This window comes from Streptomyces sp. NPDC060027 (assembly GCF_042737005.1).
Classification (GTDB): Bacteria; Actinomycetota; Actinomycetes; order Streptomycetales; family Streptomycetaceae; genus Streptomyces.
Genome location: NZ_JBHWVI010000213.1, coordinates 1 through 15,291, shown reverse-complemented (window position 1 = coordinate 15,291; position 15,291 = coordinate 1). Strand labels below are relative to the sequence as shown.

The following is a 15,291-nucleotide window of genomic DNA, read 5'->3' as shown; positions in this document are numbered from 1 at the left end:
CTCTTGCAGCATGCGGGAGACACGGGCGTGCTGGGTAGCGGCGTCGACAGGTACCTGCATGGCTGTGGCCGCGGCGGCCTCAAGGTCGCCCTGGGAGACTTCGAGGGCTTCTACCTCGGGCATCAGGAATTCTTCCACGACTTCGCGGAGAACCATCTCGGCAGCCGCCGGGTCGCGGAGGAGGGGAGGCGACACTCGACGGCAATTTCAAGTCCACAGGAGGAGCCATCCCACCATGTGTTTGCTTGCGCCTAATAGCCGCGCAACAGACCGGAGTTGGCGGCGTTATGGGGTGATTCCGCTCTTGTTCGGGTTACCTGCCTCCGGTAGCCTTCACCGGGTCTTTCAGGTGAACGGGGGGAATATGAGAGTCTGGTACTTCTTCTTTTCGGTGGGACTTTGGCTCATTGCGCTGCTTTGTTTCTTCGCTTGTTTCGCGCTCTTGGAGGGCTCGCGGTCCGACTCGACCTATCGGCGGAAGCCCGCGCTTGCCGCGCTGTGGGCGGTAGTCGGCGTGGCGTGCGTGGGGTTCGGCATCTACCTACTTTCGCTGTGACGCCTCGAGCTTTTGCCTCGGGTTTCGCCTTCGCTTCGACCTCGGAGCTATCTCGGCGTTGCTTTTCCAAGGTGAGTACGGTCTTGGCGATTGACGTCATGCGGTTGGGGCTGATCCGGGATCTTCGGAGGACGGCAGGACTTCAGCGCGGTACAGGGCATTGATGAGCGTGGATTCTCTCGCGATGTGGTGGCCGCGTGGGGTGGTCATGTGGCGGAGGCTGTCGTCCATGCACTCCATGCGGAAGTCCCGGCGGGTTGCCGCGGCCTCCAGTCGGCCGCTCTCCTCGCGCAGCGCGCTGAGCCCCTGACGGGTCAGCAGGCCGGGAAGCGGCAGGTAACCGGTCTCGGCGAAGCGGGCGCGCAGCGGTATGGGATGTCCGGGACGCGCCCATGACTGCGCCCCGGGGACCTGGCAGCGATCGCCAACTGCTGAAAGCCTGACGCCAGAGGGGCCCTGGCGGGTCATTTGTTCGGCTGGCTCTGCAGCAGTTCGCCGTACCGCCTGCTGCACGAGCCCGGGGCCCCGACGCGTCAGTCAGCCTGCTCCTCACCAACCTGGTGCACTGAAAGAACAGGGGAAGGCGCTTTCGTTGAAGCTCGCTCGGCAGGGGCGCGCAGCGTCCGTACCCGTGGCGAGAGCAGAGCCCCGGTGGTGGCCAGGACGATCATGATCGCGCAGCCGGCCAGCGCCTGACCGGTACCGACAGCTGCGGCGACCGGGCCTGCAATCAGCAGGCCGAGCGGGGCCAGGGCGAGAGAGCCGAACCAGTCGTAGGAACTGACACGGGACAAGATCTGCTCGGGGATCTCTCGCTGGATGGTAGTGGCCCACAGCACGCCGAAGACATCGCTGGCGATGCCAGAACCGAACATGGCGGCGGCGATCAACCACACCGGGGCTTGAGCACTAAGCAGATCGATCGGCACGGCGGCCGGGAACATACACAACAGCGCAACAGGAGCGATCGGCTCCATGTAAGTGGGGCCGGTGTTCCTGTAGAAGTTCATCGTCTGCCGCTCCGCCGACATGATCGTCAGCACGTGCAGCTCCGACAACGGGTCCGTCCCGTCCTACAGGTCGGTACGGGTATCGCGGCCGATGCGGGTGTGGACACGGACGGTGGAGCGGCCGCCGGACTTCAGGGGCCTCCGCTTCAGTGCGGGACTCGTCACCGGACCCGCGCGGAGGGCCTAGCGTTTGATCTCGCCGGCGCTGGAGGGGGAGCTGCCCAGCTTCCACCCGGACGACTGCCAGGCGCGGAACGTTCGCCCCGACTCGACGGCCTCCTTGTTCCGGGCGAACTCCCGCTCGGCAGCAGGAGTGTTCCACTGCCGGGGTGCGCTCCGCCCCAACGGCTCATGGCCCGCCCCGGCCAGGGCATCGGAGCTGACGACGAACCACGTTCTGAAACGAGGCCCGCTTCTACAGCTGAGGCGCTTGGCCATATTTCCCGGCGGCTGCTTCGGGATCGGGTCCCTCGACCTGGTCGGAGTCGGCCTGGCGCCATCCGTCAGAGGTCCAGCGCAGGGTCATGGTGATGGTGAACACGTTGGTCTCGATCGGGATCTCTTTGACGCCCTTGCCGGTCAGCCCGAACAGGCCCCTGCACCACACCGCCACGGTGGCCTCGTGCGGGTTGTAGCTGCGGAGGGTGCTTCCGGCGGACATAGTACGGCTCACGAACTCGGCTCCGGCCGACGAGTGCCGGGTGCAGTTGAGCAGTTGAGCAGTTGAGCAGTTGAGCAGTTGCCGGGAGACGACGATGGAGGCCGACCTGGGTCAGGTCGGCCCCCATGGGCTAATTGCGATCTAGTGCTGGATTCCTCATTTTCTGGGTATAAGTCCTGGTGGCGGGGTGCTTCGGGTACTCGGGGGCGGGTGCTGGACGGTGGTGTTACGGGCACGGTCGAGCCGTGACGAGAACGAGGAACGGGTCGTGCTTCGGCTGTCGCGAGCGCGCAAGGCTCCGCGTGATCTGGTGCTGCGGGCACGGATGGTCGAGCTGAGCTGGGCCGGAGAGTACGTCCCGGCCATCGCTGACGAGTTGAGGTGCAGTCAGAAGACGGTCCGTCGTTGGTTGCACCGCTTCAACCGCTTGGGCCTGGACGGGCTGGAGGATCTGGGCGGGCAGGGCCGCAAACGGCGGATCACCGAGGGGGAACGCTCAAGGATCATCGGCCTGGTCAAGCAGCCGGCTCCGGGCCGGCTGACTATGCAGGCGGACGGCGAGCTGGCTGCGGAGGATGAGTCCGGGCCACCGGAGTGGACCCTTGACGCACTGGCACCCGAGGCCAGGAGGCTGGGCATCGAGGTCGGCCGCAGCCAGGTCCGCCGGATCCTGCTGGCCGAGGGGGTGCGCTGGCGCCGCACCCGGTCCTGGACCCGCTCGAGAGACGCGGATTTCGAGGGAAAAGGACCAGGATCATCGAGCTCTACACCTGCCCGCCCGAAGGCGCGACGGGTCGTCTGCGCCGACGAGCTCGGACCGGTGATCCCCCGCACGTTCCCGCCGGCGCCGGGCTGGTCGCCGGACGGCTGCCGCATCAAGGCGGAAGTCGACTACGGTCGCGGACCGGAGAAGACGTGGGTCTACGGCGCCCTGCGAGTACGGGACGGACACGAGGTCACCATGACCGCCTCCTCCCGCAACAGCGTCTTCTACCAGCAATTTCTTCAGAAGGTCGAGGCAGCCAATCCCACCGGGGACATCTACGTCGTCACCGACAACCTGTCCTCGCACAACAGCCTGTCCATCCGGACCTGGCTGGAGGACCACCCGCGAATCCGGCACGTCTTCATCCCCGTCGGCGCCTGCTGGCTCAACCTCCAGGAAGGCTGGTGGCGCATCTTCCGCAAGGCCGCCCTCGCCGGCCAGTCATTCGCCGGGCCCGCCGAGATCGAACACGCCACCCGCCTCGCAACATCCCAGCTCAACGCCCGAGCCCGGCCCTGGGTATGGGGCAGACCCGCACCACCAACACGCCTACTGCGACGCCGATATATGTACATCCAATGAGGAATCCAGCACTAGAGCGGTTGCCTCTCACATGCCGCGATCTGGGCCGTACCAAGGCTCGGGGCGTTCGTCAGCGGACATCGGAAGGCGCTGCAACTGCACGGGGCCAGGGTAAAAGGCTGCGCTGTTGGGCCCGCTCATGTCTTCGCCGATGAGGTAGCGGTAGAGCCATTCCGTGAAGCTCATGTGGTGCTCTGCCCAGGTTTCGTCATAGTTCACCAGGAGCCTCGGAGTATCGGGGGCAGCGAGCAGGAAGATGGTCTCTCCTCGGTCGGTGCTCGCAATCGGCCACAGCCCGTTGCGGGTGCCAAAGCTCAGCTCGTCGAGTCCGAAGAGCTGGCGGGGGTCCTCATCCGCGTCGAGATCGAGGTCGTCCCACGGCACCTCGGACCATGACTTGATCTTGCTTAGTATGTTTCGGCCCAGGTTCCACCGCTCGGTCGCGGGGTGGGAAAGGTACAGGTGCCCGTTGATCTGAATGGGGGCGAACGCGTCCACGAGGACCCTGTAGTCGGCAGGAAGTTGTATGCCTAGCTCTGCGTGGAGACGGTCCCAGGCACCCGGGTCCGCATGGCGGTTCTGGGCCGGGCCGAGCATAGCCATTACGGCAGCCAGGTAGTCAGTCATGAGTTCCTCGACGGTGTGCACGCGGCGCGGTCCGTCGCGTTGGGCCGCGCCATATAGAGCCGTACTTTACGGATCACGTTGAGTTGATGACCTTCGCCAGTCTGCGGTAGCAGATCAGAGCGGCGGCGATTCCCAGCGAAGGCGAGGAAGTGTCCTGCCTTGCGTTCGTACCGACGGTGCAGGCGGCGGCACCCGGCAAGCCAGGGGACCGTCCGCTCCACGGTCCAGCGGTGACGGCCCAGGCGCTGGGAGGACTCGACGCCCTTGCGCGCGATGCGCGGGTGGGGACCCGCGTTACTCCTTGTCCTCTGCAGGACTGCGGCGTTTCGGAACGCGCACCACGCGGCGAGGGGTGATGGCCGCGGTCTCGGACAGCCGTTCCATCCGCAGGAAGTGCACGTTGCGCATGTACAGCGCTTCGGCCTGGAAGTCGGTCTCGTTGACCGGGCGCCGCTTGGTGGCCACGAGTCCGGCATCGCCGAGTTCCCGCAGCCCCTTACTGCGGGTGTCCTCGCTCAGGACGAAGCGGCCCTCAGCCTCGCGCGGGCTGAACCACAGAGGAACCTCCTCGCTGATCCCTCCGTTCTCGCACAGCAGCGCCAGGAACATGGCCACCGCAGCGCCGGATAGCCATGCTCATGCGCCAGTCGGGCCGCCAGAACGGAGAGCGCTGTTCCGGACGCTTGGGCCACAGCAGACGCAGTGCGATGGACAGGCGGGTCTTGTAGTTCTTGTACGGCTCCCCGCCCACCTTGACCAGCTCGGTGCGGGCCTCGCGGGCCGCGGCATAGAACGGCTTGAACAGGGACTCGTTGGCCTTGCCGGTCCAGGAGTCGTGGATGGTCACGGGTGCGGTGAGGTGGCCGTCGCGGTGGAGGCGTTCGAGCTGTTTGATGTGGGGGGTGGTGACCCACACGCGGCTCTGGTCGTCGGGTCGGTCGATGAGTCGGCCGAGGGGGTGGGGCATGCCCGGGTGGTTCCACTTCGGGATGTCGGGAGAAACTCATCTTCCGCGACCCGGCCCGCACCATCTCCCTGACCACCGCCGTCGTGCTGCCCAGGCCGCTGGCCGACGACATGCTGCACGGCACTCTCGACCACCTCCCCAACCCCCGCGACCGCCTCAGCTTCGTGCTCGCCGCCGTGCACGCCCTGAGCACCCACGACCAGCGTCACCTGCTGCTGGACGACCTGGACCACACCCACGCCACCCTCCGCGTGCGCCGCACCGGCAGGCCCGTCCACACCGTCTACCTGGACGAACTCACCTACCGCCTGGCACGGCAGTGGCTGGCCGCACCCCACCGACGCTGGCCCGCCACCACCAGCCCCTACCTGCTGGTCACCGCACACACCGCCACCGACGACACCCAGCCCCCGGTGTCGATCGAGGCGATCAACAAGCCCCTGCGCGCCCACGGCCACCAGCCCGGCAGCCTGCGCATGGACCGCATCCTCAACGAGGCCCAGCACGCCGACGACCCCCTCCACCTCATCCGCCTCTTCGGCCTCGCTCCCCGCACCGCCATGAAGTACATCCACGCCGCGCACCCGCACCGCAGCCGGCCTGACCCCATCACGTCCTGAGCAGCACGAGCTGCAGGAATGTGAGTTGGGCACTCCGACTGGGGACGTTGCGGTAGTTGAGCACGGCCCGACAGTCCTGCGGTGCCGGTACTTGGGTAGCGGATCAGGCTGTCTGTCGGCACGAACTGCGCACTCCACTCGCGTGCCTGCGGCCCAGCGAGCGAGTTGAGCGGCGGCTGAGGGGCTCTGGCCCTTGTTCTTGCCCACGGTGGTGACACGATTCTGGGGGATCTGCGGTACGGGCACATCCTGGCGGTCGCCGCGTACGTGTACATGGTCGGCCACATAAGCGGTCGGCGCACCCCGAAGCGAGCCGAGGCGGCTGCCTTCACCCCTACGTCCGGCATTACTTGGCTAGCCACACGATTGCTGTTACCTTGATTATGTGGCCAGCCACACTTTTGGTGGCCGAAGGGAATGGAGTCATCATGAAAGCCATCGTTTTCGACCAGTTCGGCGGCCCGGACGTGCTGCACGAGGCGGACATCGAGGTTCCGCAGCCCGGCCCCGGCCAGGTCCGGGTCCGCGTGAGGGCCGCCGGGCTGAACGCGCTGGACGGCAAGATCCGTGCCGGGATGATGGAGGCCGTCCGCCCGACGACCTTCCCCGCCGTCCCCGGTGGCGAGCTCGCCGGCGTGGTGGACGCCCTGGGTGAGGGCGTGAGCGACGTGCAGGTCGGCGATGAGGTGCTGGGCTGGTCGGACACCGGCTCGTACGCCCAGTACGCGCTGGCCACCACCGTGGCCCCCAAGCCCGCCGGCCTCGACTGGCAGCACGCGGTCGCGCTGCCGGTGGCCAGCGAGACGGCCGAGCGGGTCCTGAACCTGCTGGGGGTCGCCGCTGGGGAGACCGTGCTGATGCACGGCGCGTCCGGAGCGGTCGGAACCCTGGCGGTCCAGCTCGCCACGGCCCGTGGAGCACGCGTGATTGCCACCGCGGGCCCCTCCAACCAGGAATACCTCACCTCGCTCGGCGCCACCGCGACCGTGTACGGCGAGGGCCTGGTCGAGCGGGTGCAGGCGCTGGCCCCCGACGGCGTGGACGCGGTGTTCGATCTGGCCGGGAAGGGAGCCCTGGAGGACTCCATCACCCTGCGGGGCGGCACCGAGCGCATCGTCACCATTGCCGACTTCGGTGCACGGCAGCTGGGCATCACCTTCTCCCAGGGGTCCCAGGAACGCTCGACCGCCCGCTTGGCCGCTCTGGCCCAGGACGCCGCGGCCGGCAAGCTCGTCACCACCGTCACCGCCTACCCGCTCGACCAGGCGGCCACGGCCCAGCAGGTCAGCGACGCCGGGCACGTGCGGGGCAAGCTCGTCCTGAGCGTCGACTGAGCACGCCCGCCCACCGCCTCCCCACGACCACCCGCTGCCTTTTCGGTGACCGGCCGGTCACTGCCATATCGAAGGACCCCCTCATGCTGGATTCCCTGTGGACGCCGACCACTCTTGGCGGCATATCTCTGCCGCACCGCCTGGTCATGGCCCCCATGACCCGCGACCGCTCCACGCCGGAAGGCGTACCGACCGAGCTGAACGCCGAGTACTACGCCCAGCGGGCCTCGCATGCGCTCGTCATCACCGAGGGAACCCAGCCCTCCGCCGACGGCCAGGGCTACCTCCTGACCCCCGGCATCCACAATGACGAGCAGATCGCCGGGTGGCGCAAGGTCACCGACGCCGTGCACGCGGCCGACGGCCGGATCGTCATCCAGCTGATGCACACCGGACGCATCGCCCACCCCGACAACACCCCCCACGGGCGCCGGCCGGTCGCCCCTTCGGCGATCCGCCCACAGGGCGCGATGTTCACCGCGTCCGGGCCCCAGGAGATGCCGACCCCCCGCGCCCTGTCGACGCAGGAGGTCGCGACGACCGTCGACGACTTCCGCCGCGCCGCAGCGGCTGCCGTCGCGGCGGGCGCGGACGGTGTGGAGATCCACGGCGCCAACGGCTACCTGGTGCACCAGTTCCTGTCCGACAACACCAATCAGCGCACCGATGGCTACGGCGGCTCGATCGAGGGCCGCATCCGCTTCGCCGTCGAGGTCGCCGCCGCGGTGGCCGACGAGATCGGCCCGGAGCGCACCGGTATCCGTATCTCCCCCGCAAACCCCTACAACGACATCGCCGAGTCCGACACCGCCGAGCTGTATCCGGCGCTCCTGGACGCCCTGCGCCCCCTTGACCTGGCCTACCTCCACGTGATGCACGCGGGCGACGAGGAGCTGCTGGGCACCCTGCGCGCGCAGTGGCCGACCACGCTGATCCTCAACCGGGGCGGCACCGACCTGCCCGCCCGCGCGAAGGACCTCGACAACGGCACGGCCGACCTCGTCTCCGTCGGCGCCCTCGCGCTCGCCAACCCGGACCTGGTCGAGCGGCTCCGCGCCGGCGCGCCGCTGAACACCCCCGACCCGGCGACCTTCTACGGCGGCGGAGTGGCCGGCTACACCGACTACCCCACCCACACCGGCTGAGGAACCGAACCATGCCCACCCCCGAACCCCGCATCCCCACGACGGCCGGCGCAGGACCGATGAGCTACGCGATCTTCCAACTCGCCCGCGCCCACCGCGCCTACGCCGCCACCCTGCTGCGCGAGATGGACCTGCATCCCGGACAGGAACTGCTGCTGATGCACCTTCTTGACCGGGACGGCCAGTCCCAGTCCGAGCTGCTCGAATGCCTCGGCGTGGACCACTCCACCATCTCCAAGGCGCTACGCCGCATGCAGGACGCTGGCCTGGTCCTCCGCGAGCCGGCCGCACATGACCGGCGCGTCATGGTGGTCCACCTCACGGACAAGGGCCGTGCCATGCGCGAACCCATAGCAGCCCTGTGGCAGAGCCTGGAGGAGACCTCCGCGCGGAATCTGTCGGAGCAGCAGGCGGAGTCCTTCGTCGAGACCGCGTACGCCATCACCGAGGCGATCAGCAGCCGCGCGCTGCCGCAAGAAGAGTCCGCGTGACTCCCCGGTGTGCACCCCATGCCCGCATACGCCAGACCACACGTGATGAGGGGCGCGCGGACTGGGGTGCACACCGTCCCGCATACGGCGCGACCACCGCCAGGTCGGCCATATCACCCGCCCCGTCCCGGCTGCCTTCGCACACGGCACGCGGCACGTGGCGGCGAGGCGCACCGCGGATCCGACCCCACGGCCCGCCTCCATTGGCCCCCGGCACGCGGGCGCCTATGTCTGCAGCCACCCCTGCCCTCCCACCAAGCCCCACGCTGATGACCTGACGGAAAGTGAGACCCCCATGCCTGCCACCGACTCAACCACCCTCCCGGTCCTCGTCGTCGGGGCGACCGGCTCCCTGGGGAGCAAGGTCGTCGACGAACTCCTGGGGCGCGGCAAGAACGTCCGCGCCTTGGTGAGGCCGGCCAGCGACGCCAGCCGGCTCGAAAGCCGGGGCGTTCAGATCGCCCGCGGCGACATGCTCGACGTCGACTCGCTCGTGGCCGCCATGAACGGCGCCGACGCCGTCATCACCACCGCCGCCGGCAACGCCAACCTCGCCGAGGCCGCCCACCGCACCGGCATCCGGCGGTTCATCCTGACCAGCATCCTCACCAGCGACCAGACGCCCGATGTCCCGCACTTCTGGCACAAGAAGCTCGCCGAGGACAAGCTCGAACAGCTCGGCGTCCCGTTCGTCGCCCTGCGCCCGGGGGCGTTCCTCGACCAGGTCGCGAGCATGGCGGGCGACCCGGTCGACAAGGGCCGCATGGTGTGGATCGGCAAGGCCACCGTCCCGCTGACCTTCGTCCACAGCTCCGACCTCGCGGCGTACCTGGCAGCCGCGGTCGACGCCGAGGCCGAGGCCGGTGAGCGGATCGACATCGGCTGGGACCGTCCGGTCAGCGTGCGAGAGGTGGCCGAGGTGATGGGCGGCCGGGCCGGAAAGAAGATCAAGGTGTGGGCCCTCCCGTCCGCCGTCGCCCGCGCCGCAGGAGCCGTCGCCGGCCGCTTCATGCCCCTGATCAAGGACATGGCCGCGATGTTCCGCTGGTTCGAGACCGGACGCTACGTCGCCGACCCCCGCCGCCAGGAGCAGCTGTTCGGCCCCGTCCCCACGGCCGAGGAGGCCCTCGCCCGGTTCACCGACGAGCTGCGCACCGCACAGCACCGGTGACAGGCCCGCGTCCCATTCTCGCGCCCGGCGGCCTGACCAGGACGCCTCGGGCCTATCCCTCCTAGACCCGAGGAAGGAAACACTCATGAACGGATCGCCCCTGCAGACGTTCGCCGCCGAGTGCGCGGAGGAACTTCCCGGAGCCCAGCTGGAGCATCCCTTCGGCCCGGACTGGGAGGTCTTAAGGTACGCGGCAAGGTGTTCATGCTGATGACCGAGGTCCCCGGGCGCCCCGTCGTGATCCTCAAGGCGGACCCCGGCGAGGCCCACGCTCTCCGGGAACACAACAGCCACATCACCCCCGGCTACCACATGAACAAGAAACACTGGATCACGCTGGAGGGCGGGACAGGCGTCGACGAGAAGCTCGTCAGGGAACTCGTCACCGACTCCTACCTGCTCGTTGTCTCCCACCTGCCCAAGGCCGAACAGCCCGTCGACCCGCACAGCTACGGCACCAGCACGCGGGCGACCCGGTGAGCACGGCCGGTGGCCGCCTTCATTACACCCTCCCGAGCGCAGGCCGTACGAGCCCCTGCTGCCTCAACCGGCTGGACGATCGCCGTCTCGACCTCAGGTGGCCAGCCAGTTCGCTGCCTTGGGCCCTCAGGAATCCGCGAACCGGTCGGCTTCTGGACGGGCCGATCCCGACCCGCACGTCCACGCCCAGCCTAGAAATGGTCCGGATCCGCAACACCTCCCCCAGCCGGCCGGCGTCCACGCCGTGGTACCGCAGGGCTCCCTTGTTAGGCAGAGTTCGCTGTCTCAGTGGCCCCGCACCTCGCAGGCGACATATCACCCATACGTGTATGGCGTGGAGGACTATGTGGACAGCTTCGCGCTGAAGGGCTTTGTCCATGCGGCGGCAAGTGCAGCGGCCAAAGAGATGGGGGCGAGCAGCATGAAGAGGTGGCTGTAGTCGCCGAGTGGCGCGGCCATTGCGGCGCCTGCGAATGGAGCCACCGCGGCGGCGGTGGTTGCCGGAGCCGCAAGCAGGCCGGACAGACGACCGTAGTGGGTTGCCCCCCAGCGGTCGGTGATGGCTGTGGCCTGCAGCAGCGTGAGGTTTCCGCGGACGATTCCGGCCGCGAGGGATAGGGCGACAAGCAGGGCGTACGGGCCGGGGGCGATTGCGAAGGCTGCAGTGGTTGCGCCGCCCAGGGCGATGAGAGTGACCGTTCGGGCGGTGGCTCCGGTACGCCGGGCGAGGGTGGCGTACAACGTGCGCCCGAGGGTCTGTCCAGCGCCGCCGAGACCGAGAGCCCAGGCTGCCTGAGTGGTGGTGTAGCCGCGTTCGAGGAGCAGCGGGATCAGGGCGATGACGACGGCGTACATGGCGAACGCCGAGAGCGTGAACGCTGCGGCGAGGAACCAGAATGTTCGGGTGCGCGCGATCTCTGCCACGCCGCTGGCTACATGGGTGGAAGCGGGCGGGGCCTCGGGCCAAGGGCCGCGCAGGGCAAAGGCGTGGACCGGAATCGTGATGGCCGCCAACACGATGGCCAGGACCAGGTAAGTGCCGCGCCACGTGAGGTAGTTGGAAAGAAGGGCGGTCAGGGGCGCGAAAACTGTGGAGGCAAGGCCTCCGGCCAAGGTGACGATCGTCAGCGCGCGGACGTGGTCCGGTGCCCACCAGCGGGTAAGTGCGGCGAAGGCGGGCTGGTAGAACGTCGAGGCCATGGCGAAACCTGCCATTACCCACCCGGCAAAGAAGACCGGCAGGTTGGGCGCGGAGGCCACGATGGCAAGGCTCACTGCGCCCAAGAGCGAACCTGCGGTCATGACTCCACGCGGGCCGCGCTGGTCGATGATGCGCCCACCGCGGATTCCCGCCAAGGCGGAGACAACCAGCCCTGCGGAGAACGCCGCCATGGTTGCCCCCGCTGACCAGCCGGTCTGAGCGGTGATCTGTGGATTCAGTACGGGGAAGGCGTAGTAGACGATGCCCCAGCTGGTGATCTGGGTTACGCAGAGGGCGGGCAAAGCGGCGCGAGGCCGCGACCGGTCCCCGGTTCCGGTCGCGGCCTCGCTGGTCTGAAGGTTGGTCATCAACGGTCAGCAGCAGCTTGCCGATGAGGCCGTCGACACGTCCGGTGCGTCCTCGGTCGGGCCAGTGCAGCAGGTGCTGCCCTGTTGCTTGGCGAGGGTGTCGGCGTCGGCCTTCACGACGTAGACCTCCCAGGGTTCCTGTCCCGGGCCGTGGACCCACACCTTGTCCTGAAGGGCGTAACAGCAGGTGGTGTCGTTCTCCTCGACGGTGGCCAGCCCGGCTCCGGCGAGCCGGAGGGTGGCCGCCCGCACCGCCTCGGTCGTGTCGACCTCGACGCCGAGGTGGTCCATGCGGGTGTCCTCTCCCGCCGCGCCCTCGATGAGCACGAGTTTGAGCGGGGGCTCGGCGATGGCGAAGTTGGCGTAGCCGTCCCGGAGTTTGGCGGGCTCCGTGCCGAACAGCTCGGTGTAGAAGGCGATGGACGCGGCGAGGTCGGGGACGCGGAGGGCGAGCTGAACGCGGGACATGGTGAGCCTCCTGCTGGTGATGGGTGGGGTGGTGGGTCAGCAGCCGCCGGACTGGGCCGGAGCACCAATGCCGATCTGGAGCGTGGCCGGGGCAGCGCAGCAGCCTCCGCCGTCGCTGTCCTGCGCGGCGGCGGGGTCGTCGAACAGGCCGGCGCCGCCGCAGACTCCGGTCTCCGGCAGGGTCAGCTCGACCCGCTCGGCGGCTTCCTGGTCGCCCGCGATGGCGGCGGCGATCGAGCGGACCTGCTCGTAGCCGGTCATCGCCAGGAAGGTGGGGGCGCGGCCGTAGGACTTCATGCCGACGAGGTAGACGTCCTTCTCCGGGTGGGACAGCTCGTTGACGCCGTGCGGGTAGACGGTGCCGCACGAGTGCTGGTTGGGGTCGATGAGCGGGGCCAGTTCGGTGGGTGCCTGGAGGCGTTCGTCGAGGCCGAGGCGGAGCTCGGACAGGAAGGACAGGTCGGGGCGGAAGCCGGTGAGGACGATGACCTCGTCGACCGGGTCGAGGCGGCGGCTGTCCTCGCCGACGAGCACCAGGCGGCCTTCGGTGTCGCGCTCTATGGCGTCGGTGCGGAAGCCGGTGACCGCGTCGGCGTGGCCGTCGTCGACGGCGGCCTTGGCGGCGAGGCCGAGGGCGCCGCGGGCGGGGAGCTGGTCGGCGGTGCCGCCGCCGAAGGTGGAACCGGAGATGCCCCGGCGCAGGATCCACACGCCCTTGGTGCCGGTGCCGTCGTCGGACTTGGCGAGGTCGGCGAGGTAGGCGAGCGCGGTGAAGGCGGAGGCGCCGGAGCCAATGACCGCAGTGCGCTTACCTGCGTACCTGGCGCGAACGGCCGGGTCCTTGAGGTCCGGTACGCGGTAGGTGATCCGGTCGGAAGCGGCGTTCTCGCCGAGGGCCGGGAGGCCGCTGCCGCCAGCGGGGCTCGGGGTGGTCCAGGTGCCGGAAGCGTCGATCACCGCGCGGGCGAACAGCCGCTCCTCACGGCCGTCCGCGTGGGTGACGTGGACGACGAACGGCTGGTCCTCCCGGTCGGCGTCCACGATCCGGTCCCTGCCCGAACGGGAGACGCCGGTGACGGTGGCACCGAACCGGACCTTTTCGCCGAGAACGTTGGCAAGCGGCTGGAGGTACTGCTCGGCCCAGTCCCCGCCCGAGGGATAGGTGGCGGCATCCGGCTTCACCCATCCCGTCGGGGCGAGCAGCTTCTCGGCGGCCGGGTCGGTGACCTCGCCCCAGGTGGAGAACAGCCGGACGTGTGCCCAGTCGCGCACCGCCGCGCCAGCGACCGGCCCGGATTCCAGGACCAGCGGGGTGAGACCGCGGTCGACCAGGTGGGCGGCGGCCGCGAGTCCGGCGGGGCCGGCTCCGATCACGACGACGGGCAGATCGGTGGTGACAGGCGCGTTCACGGTCGACTCCTCGTTATTTCGACATCCGTCGATGGCTTGCGTTGCCAGCATGGCACCTGATTCGACGGGCGTCAACATAGACATCTATCTAATTCACCCCTTTGGCGCGAGGCATCGGGATGGCCGTTCCGGCTCTCGCCATGCTGCTTCGACGTGTGTCAACATAGATGCATGTCGAACACTGAGCTGTTGCCGCTGCTGGAGCCCGCCGATCAGGCGGTGGAACCGTGCTGCCCGCCGCTCACCGAGCGCCCGTTCACCGCCGAGGAGGCGGAGACGGCCGCGCGGATGTTCAAGGCACTCGGTGACCCGGTGCGGCTGCGACTCTTTTCCGCCGTGGCCTCGCACGAGGGCGGCGAGGCCTGCGTGTGCGACATCTCCGACGTTGGTGTCTCCCAGCCGACGGTCTCGCACCACCTGAAGAAGCTCAAGGAAGCCGGCCTGCTCACCTCGGAGCGGCGCGGCACCTGGGTCTACTACCGGGTCGAGCCGTCCGTGCTGGCCTCGATGGGCAAGCTGCTGAGCATCGCCCCGGCCTGACCGTGACCGTCAGGCAACGAGTTCAGCGATCTGCCGGGCGGTGTCCCGGGCAGGGCGGCCCACCCCGATGAGTGTTGCGGAGGCCGGGCCAGTCCAGTCGCCGTAGCCGAGCAGGTACAGGCGGGGCTCACCCTCCGCTTTCGTACCGTCGACGGCGATGTGGCCGCGTCGGGCGCGGAGTTGGAGCGGCGCGAGGTGGGACAGGGCGGGGCGGAAGCCGGTGCACCAGATGATCGTGTCGGCGTCGGCACGCGTGCCGTCGGCCCACTCGACGCCGCCCGGGATCAGGCGGGAGAACATCGGTCTCGCCTTGAGCAGACCGCGGTCGCGAGCGCCGCTGGATGCACCTTCGCCAGTACGGCACTACCACATAATCGAACCGGTGAACCGATGGCTCTGGGCATGCTGGAGACGAGGATCTGTGAGATGCCGACCCTATACAAGATACGACTGGGTCATTATCGAGAAGGCGTTGGCCTTCCCCTGTCAGACGCCTACATGGACAGACCGAGAGCAGCGCTAGTCACTGCTGCAAGCAACGACTGGCGCAGCCACTGGACGCCTTGTGTCACTCAGGCCTGTAATTCAGCTGAAAGTGCAGGGCGGCTCTCACTGTTCAACACGGGCTGACGGCCGGCCAGGGCGGCGTCGTTCAGTGAGTTCGTCCGGATTGGTCACGTGATGCCGAGGGTGGTCAGGGGTCGGGTGGCGTCGCGTGCGTGATGGCGGAGAGCGGCGGCGATGCCGGTGTGCCCGGTGAGTCGGAGGGCTCCGATGGCGAGGTTGCGGAGACTGGCCATGGGGGCGGTGCCGGTGTGGACGTGGGAAGTGTCCTCGGTCCAGGCAGTGTCGCGCACGTGGTGGATCTTGTTTTCGATGCCCCAGTGCCAGCGC

Annotated in this window: 15 protein-coding genes and 5 pseudogenes; 8 read left to right on the top strand and 12 right to left on the bottom strand. The window is 68.6% G+C overall.

All coding sequences use genetic code 11. From position 1 onward, the window contains the following. Positions 1-611: 611 nt before the first annotated feature. From ACFWBT_RS34890 to ACFWBT_RS34880, 3 genes and pseudogenes are all read right to left on the bottom strand, one after another. Positions 612-689, bottom strand: a pseudogene (locus ACFWBT_RS34890) (IS5/IS1182 family transposase); the annotation flags it as partial. Positions 690-1,089: 400 nt separating this feature from the next. Next, positions 1,090-1,599 carry a hypothetical protein gene (locus ACFWBT_RS34885; protein WP_385706973.1) on the bottom strand — a complete coding sequence of 170 codons (510 nt, stop codon included), beginning with the start codon at positions 1,597-1,599 and terminating at the stop codon, positions 1,090-1,092. A 382-nt stretch (positions 1,600-1,981) separates the two neighbouring features. Beyond that, a complete protein-coding gene (locus ACFWBT_RS34880) occupies positions 1,982-2,227 on the bottom strand; it encodes a hypothetical protein (RefSeq protein WP_385706972.1) in 246 nt (81 codons plus the stop codon). Positions 2,228-2,495: 268 nt separating this feature from the next. Here ACFWBT_RS34880 and ACFWBT_RS34875 point away from each other — a divergent pair, with 268 nt between their 5' ends. Continuing rightward, positions 2,496-3,575, top strand: coding sequence for an IS630 family transposase (locus ACFWBT_RS34875; protein WP_385706971.1), 1,080 nt, complete (start codon positions 2,496-2,498; stop codon positions 3,573-3,575). A gap of 27 nt (positions 3,576-3,602) precedes the next feature. Here ACFWBT_RS34875 and ACFWBT_RS34870 read toward each other — a convergent pair whose 3' ends face one another. The 4 genes and pseudogenes from ACFWBT_RS34870 to ACFWBT_RS34855 all read right to left on the bottom strand — a co-directional run bounded on the left by ACFWBT_RS34870 (position 3,603) and on the right by ACFWBT_RS34855 (position 5,169). Then, entirely contained in the window at positions 3,603-4,202 is a 600-nt protein-coding gene (locus ACFWBT_RS34870) for an SMI1/KNR4 family protein (protein WP_385706970.1), read from the bottom strand. A gap of 73 nt (positions 4,203-4,275) precedes the next feature. Beyond that, positions 4,276-4,483: pseudogene (locus tag ACFWBT_RS34865) on the bottom strand (transposase); the annotation flags it as partial. Positions 4,484-4,496: 13 nt separating this feature from the next. Further along, positions 4,497-4,667, bottom strand: a complete 171-nt coding sequence (locus tag ACFWBT_RS34860) for a hypothetical protein (RefSeq protein ID WP_385706974.1) — start codon at positions 4,665-4,667, stop codon at positions 4,497-4,499. Between the two features lie 67 nt (positions 4,668-4,734). After that, a complete protein-coding gene (locus tag ACFWBT_RS34855) occupies positions 4,735-5,169 on the bottom strand; it encodes a hypothetical protein (protein WP_385706969.1) in 435 nt (144 codons plus the stop codon). Between the two features lie 83 nt (positions 5,170-5,252). On the opposite strand from ACFWBT_RS34855, the gene ACFWBT_RS34850 reads away from it, so the two are divergent. From ACFWBT_RS34850 to ACFWBT_RS34825, 6 genes and pseudogenes are all read left to right on the top strand, one after another. Next, complete coding sequence (locus tag ACFWBT_RS34850) at positions 5,253-5,789, top strand: hypothetical protein (protein WP_385706968.1); 537 nt, start codon at positions 5,253-5,255, stop codon at positions 5,787-5,789. Between the two features lie 428 nt (positions 5,790-6,217). After that, complete coding sequence (locus ACFWBT_RS34845; protein WP_385706967.1) at positions 6,218-7,123, top strand: NADP-dependent oxidoreductase; 906 nt, start codon at positions 6,218-6,220, stop codon at positions 7,121-7,123. 83 nt (positions 7,124-7,206) lie between these two features. Next, a complete protein-coding gene (locus ACFWBT_RS34840; RefSeq protein WP_385706966.1) occupies positions 7,207-8,268 on the top strand; it encodes an alkene reductase in 1,062 nt (353 codons plus the stop codon). Positions 8,269-8,279: 11 nt separating this feature from the next. Next, the gene (locus ACFWBT_RS34835; RefSeq protein ID WP_385706965.1) at positions 8,280-8,759 is read left to right on the top strand and encodes a MarR family winged helix-turn-helix transcriptional regulator; all 480 of its coding nucleotides are present in this window, start codon (positions 8,280-8,282) and stop codon (positions 8,757-8,759) included. Between the two features lie 295 nt (positions 8,760-9,054). After that, positions 9,055-9,930, top strand: a complete 876-nt coding sequence (locus ACFWBT_RS34830) for an SDR family oxidoreductase (protein ID WP_385706964.1) — start codon at positions 9,055-9,057, stop codon at positions 9,928-9,930. 85 nt (positions 9,931-10,015) lie between these two features. Further along, positions 10,016-10,410: pseudogene (locus ACFWBT_RS34825) on the top strand (MmcQ/YjbR family DNA-binding protein). 342 nt (positions 10,411-10,752) lie between these two features. Here ACFWBT_RS34825 and ACFWBT_RS34820 read toward each other — a convergent pair. Genes ACFWBT_RS34820 through ACFWBT_RS34810 form a run of 3 tightly spaced genes read right to left on the bottom strand, consistent with a single transcriptional unit; the run spans position 10,753 to position 13,857 of the window. Continuing rightward, entirely contained in the window at positions 10,753-11,979 is a 1,227-nt protein-coding gene (locus ACFWBT_RS34820; protein WP_385706963.1) for an MFS transporter, read from the bottom strand. Positions 11,980-11,985: 6 nt separating this feature from the next. Further along, positions 11,986-12,447 carry an ArsI/CadI family heavy metal resistance metalloenzyme gene (locus ACFWBT_RS34815; RefSeq protein ID WP_385706962.1) on the bottom strand — a complete coding sequence of 154 codons (462 nt, stop codon included), beginning with the start codon at positions 12,445-12,447 and terminating at the stop codon, positions 11,986-11,988. 36 nt (positions 12,448-12,483) lie between these two features. Beyond that, positions 12,484-13,857, bottom strand: a complete 1,374-nt coding sequence (locus tag ACFWBT_RS34810) for an NAD(P)-binding domain-containing protein (RefSeq protein WP_385706961.1) — start codon at positions 13,855-13,857, stop codon at positions 12,484-12,486. Between the two features lie 171 nt (positions 13,858-14,028). Between ACFWBT_RS34810 and ACFWBT_RS34805 the strand changes: the two genes are divergently transcribed. Then, entirely contained in the window at positions 14,029-14,397 is a 369-nt protein-coding gene (locus ACFWBT_RS34805) for an ArsR/SmtB family transcription factor (protein ID WP_385706960.1), read from the top strand. 9 nt (positions 14,398-14,406) lie between these two features. Here ACFWBT_RS34805 and ACFWBT_RS34800 read toward each other — a convergent pair. Both ACFWBT_RS34800 and ACFWBT_RS34795 read right to left on the bottom strand, forming a co-directional pair. Next, a pseudogene (locus ACFWBT_RS34800) lies at positions 14,407-14,730 on the bottom strand (pyridine nucleotide-disulfide oxidoreductase); the annotation flags it as partial. A 341-nt stretch (positions 14,731-15,071) separates the two neighbouring features. Beyond that, positions 15,072-15,291 (bottom strand): annotated as a pseudogene (locus tag ACFWBT_RS34795) (ISAs1 family transposase); the annotation flags it as partial.

What these genes read in the sequence shown, in the direction of transcription:
- ACFWBT_RS34880 (WP_385706972.1), bottom strand. Translation starts at nt 2,227, where the DNA reads ATGTCCGCCGGAAGCACCCTCCGCAGCTACAACCCGCACGAGGCCACC.
- ACFWBT_RS34855 (WP_385706969.1), bottom strand. Translation starts at nt 5,169, where the DNA reads ATGCCCCACCCCCTCGGCCGACTCATCGACCGACCCGACGACCAGAGC.
- ACFWBT_RS34845 (WP_385706967.1), top strand. Translation starts at nt 6,218, where the DNA reads ATGAAAGCCATCGTTTTCGACCAGTTCGGCGGCCCGGACGTGCTGCAC.
- ACFWBT_RS34840 (WP_385706966.1), top strand. Translation starts at nt 7,207, where the DNA reads ATGCTGGATTCCCTGTGGACGCCGACCACTCTTGGCGGCATATCTCTG.
- ACFWBT_RS34815 (WP_385706962.1), bottom strand. Translation starts at nt 12,447, where the DNA reads ATGTCCCGCGTTCAGCTCGCCCTCCGCGTCCCCGACCTCGCCGCGTCC.
- ACFWBT_RS34805 (WP_385706960.1), top strand. Translation starts at nt 14,029, where the DNA reads ATGTCGAACACTGAGCTGTTGCCGCTGCTGGAGCCCGCCGATCAGGCG.
- ACFWBT_RS34820 (WP_385706963.1), bottom strand. Translation starts at nt 11,979, where the DNA reads ATGACCAACCTTCAGACCAGCGAGGCCGCGACCGGAACCGGGGACCGG.
- ACFWBT_RS34830 (WP_385706964.1), top strand. Translation starts at nt 9,055, where the DNA reads ATGCCTGCCACCGACTCAACCACCCTCCCGGTCCTCGTCGTCGGGGCG.
- ACFWBT_RS34870 (WP_385706970.1), bottom strand. Translation starts at nt 4,202, where the DNA reads ATGACTGACTACCTGGCTGCCGTAATGGCTATGCTCGGCCCGGCCCAG.
- ACFWBT_RS34835 (WP_385706965.1), top strand. Translation starts at nt 8,280, where the DNA reads ATGCCCACCCCCGAACCCCGCATCCCCACGACGGCCGGCGCAGGACCG.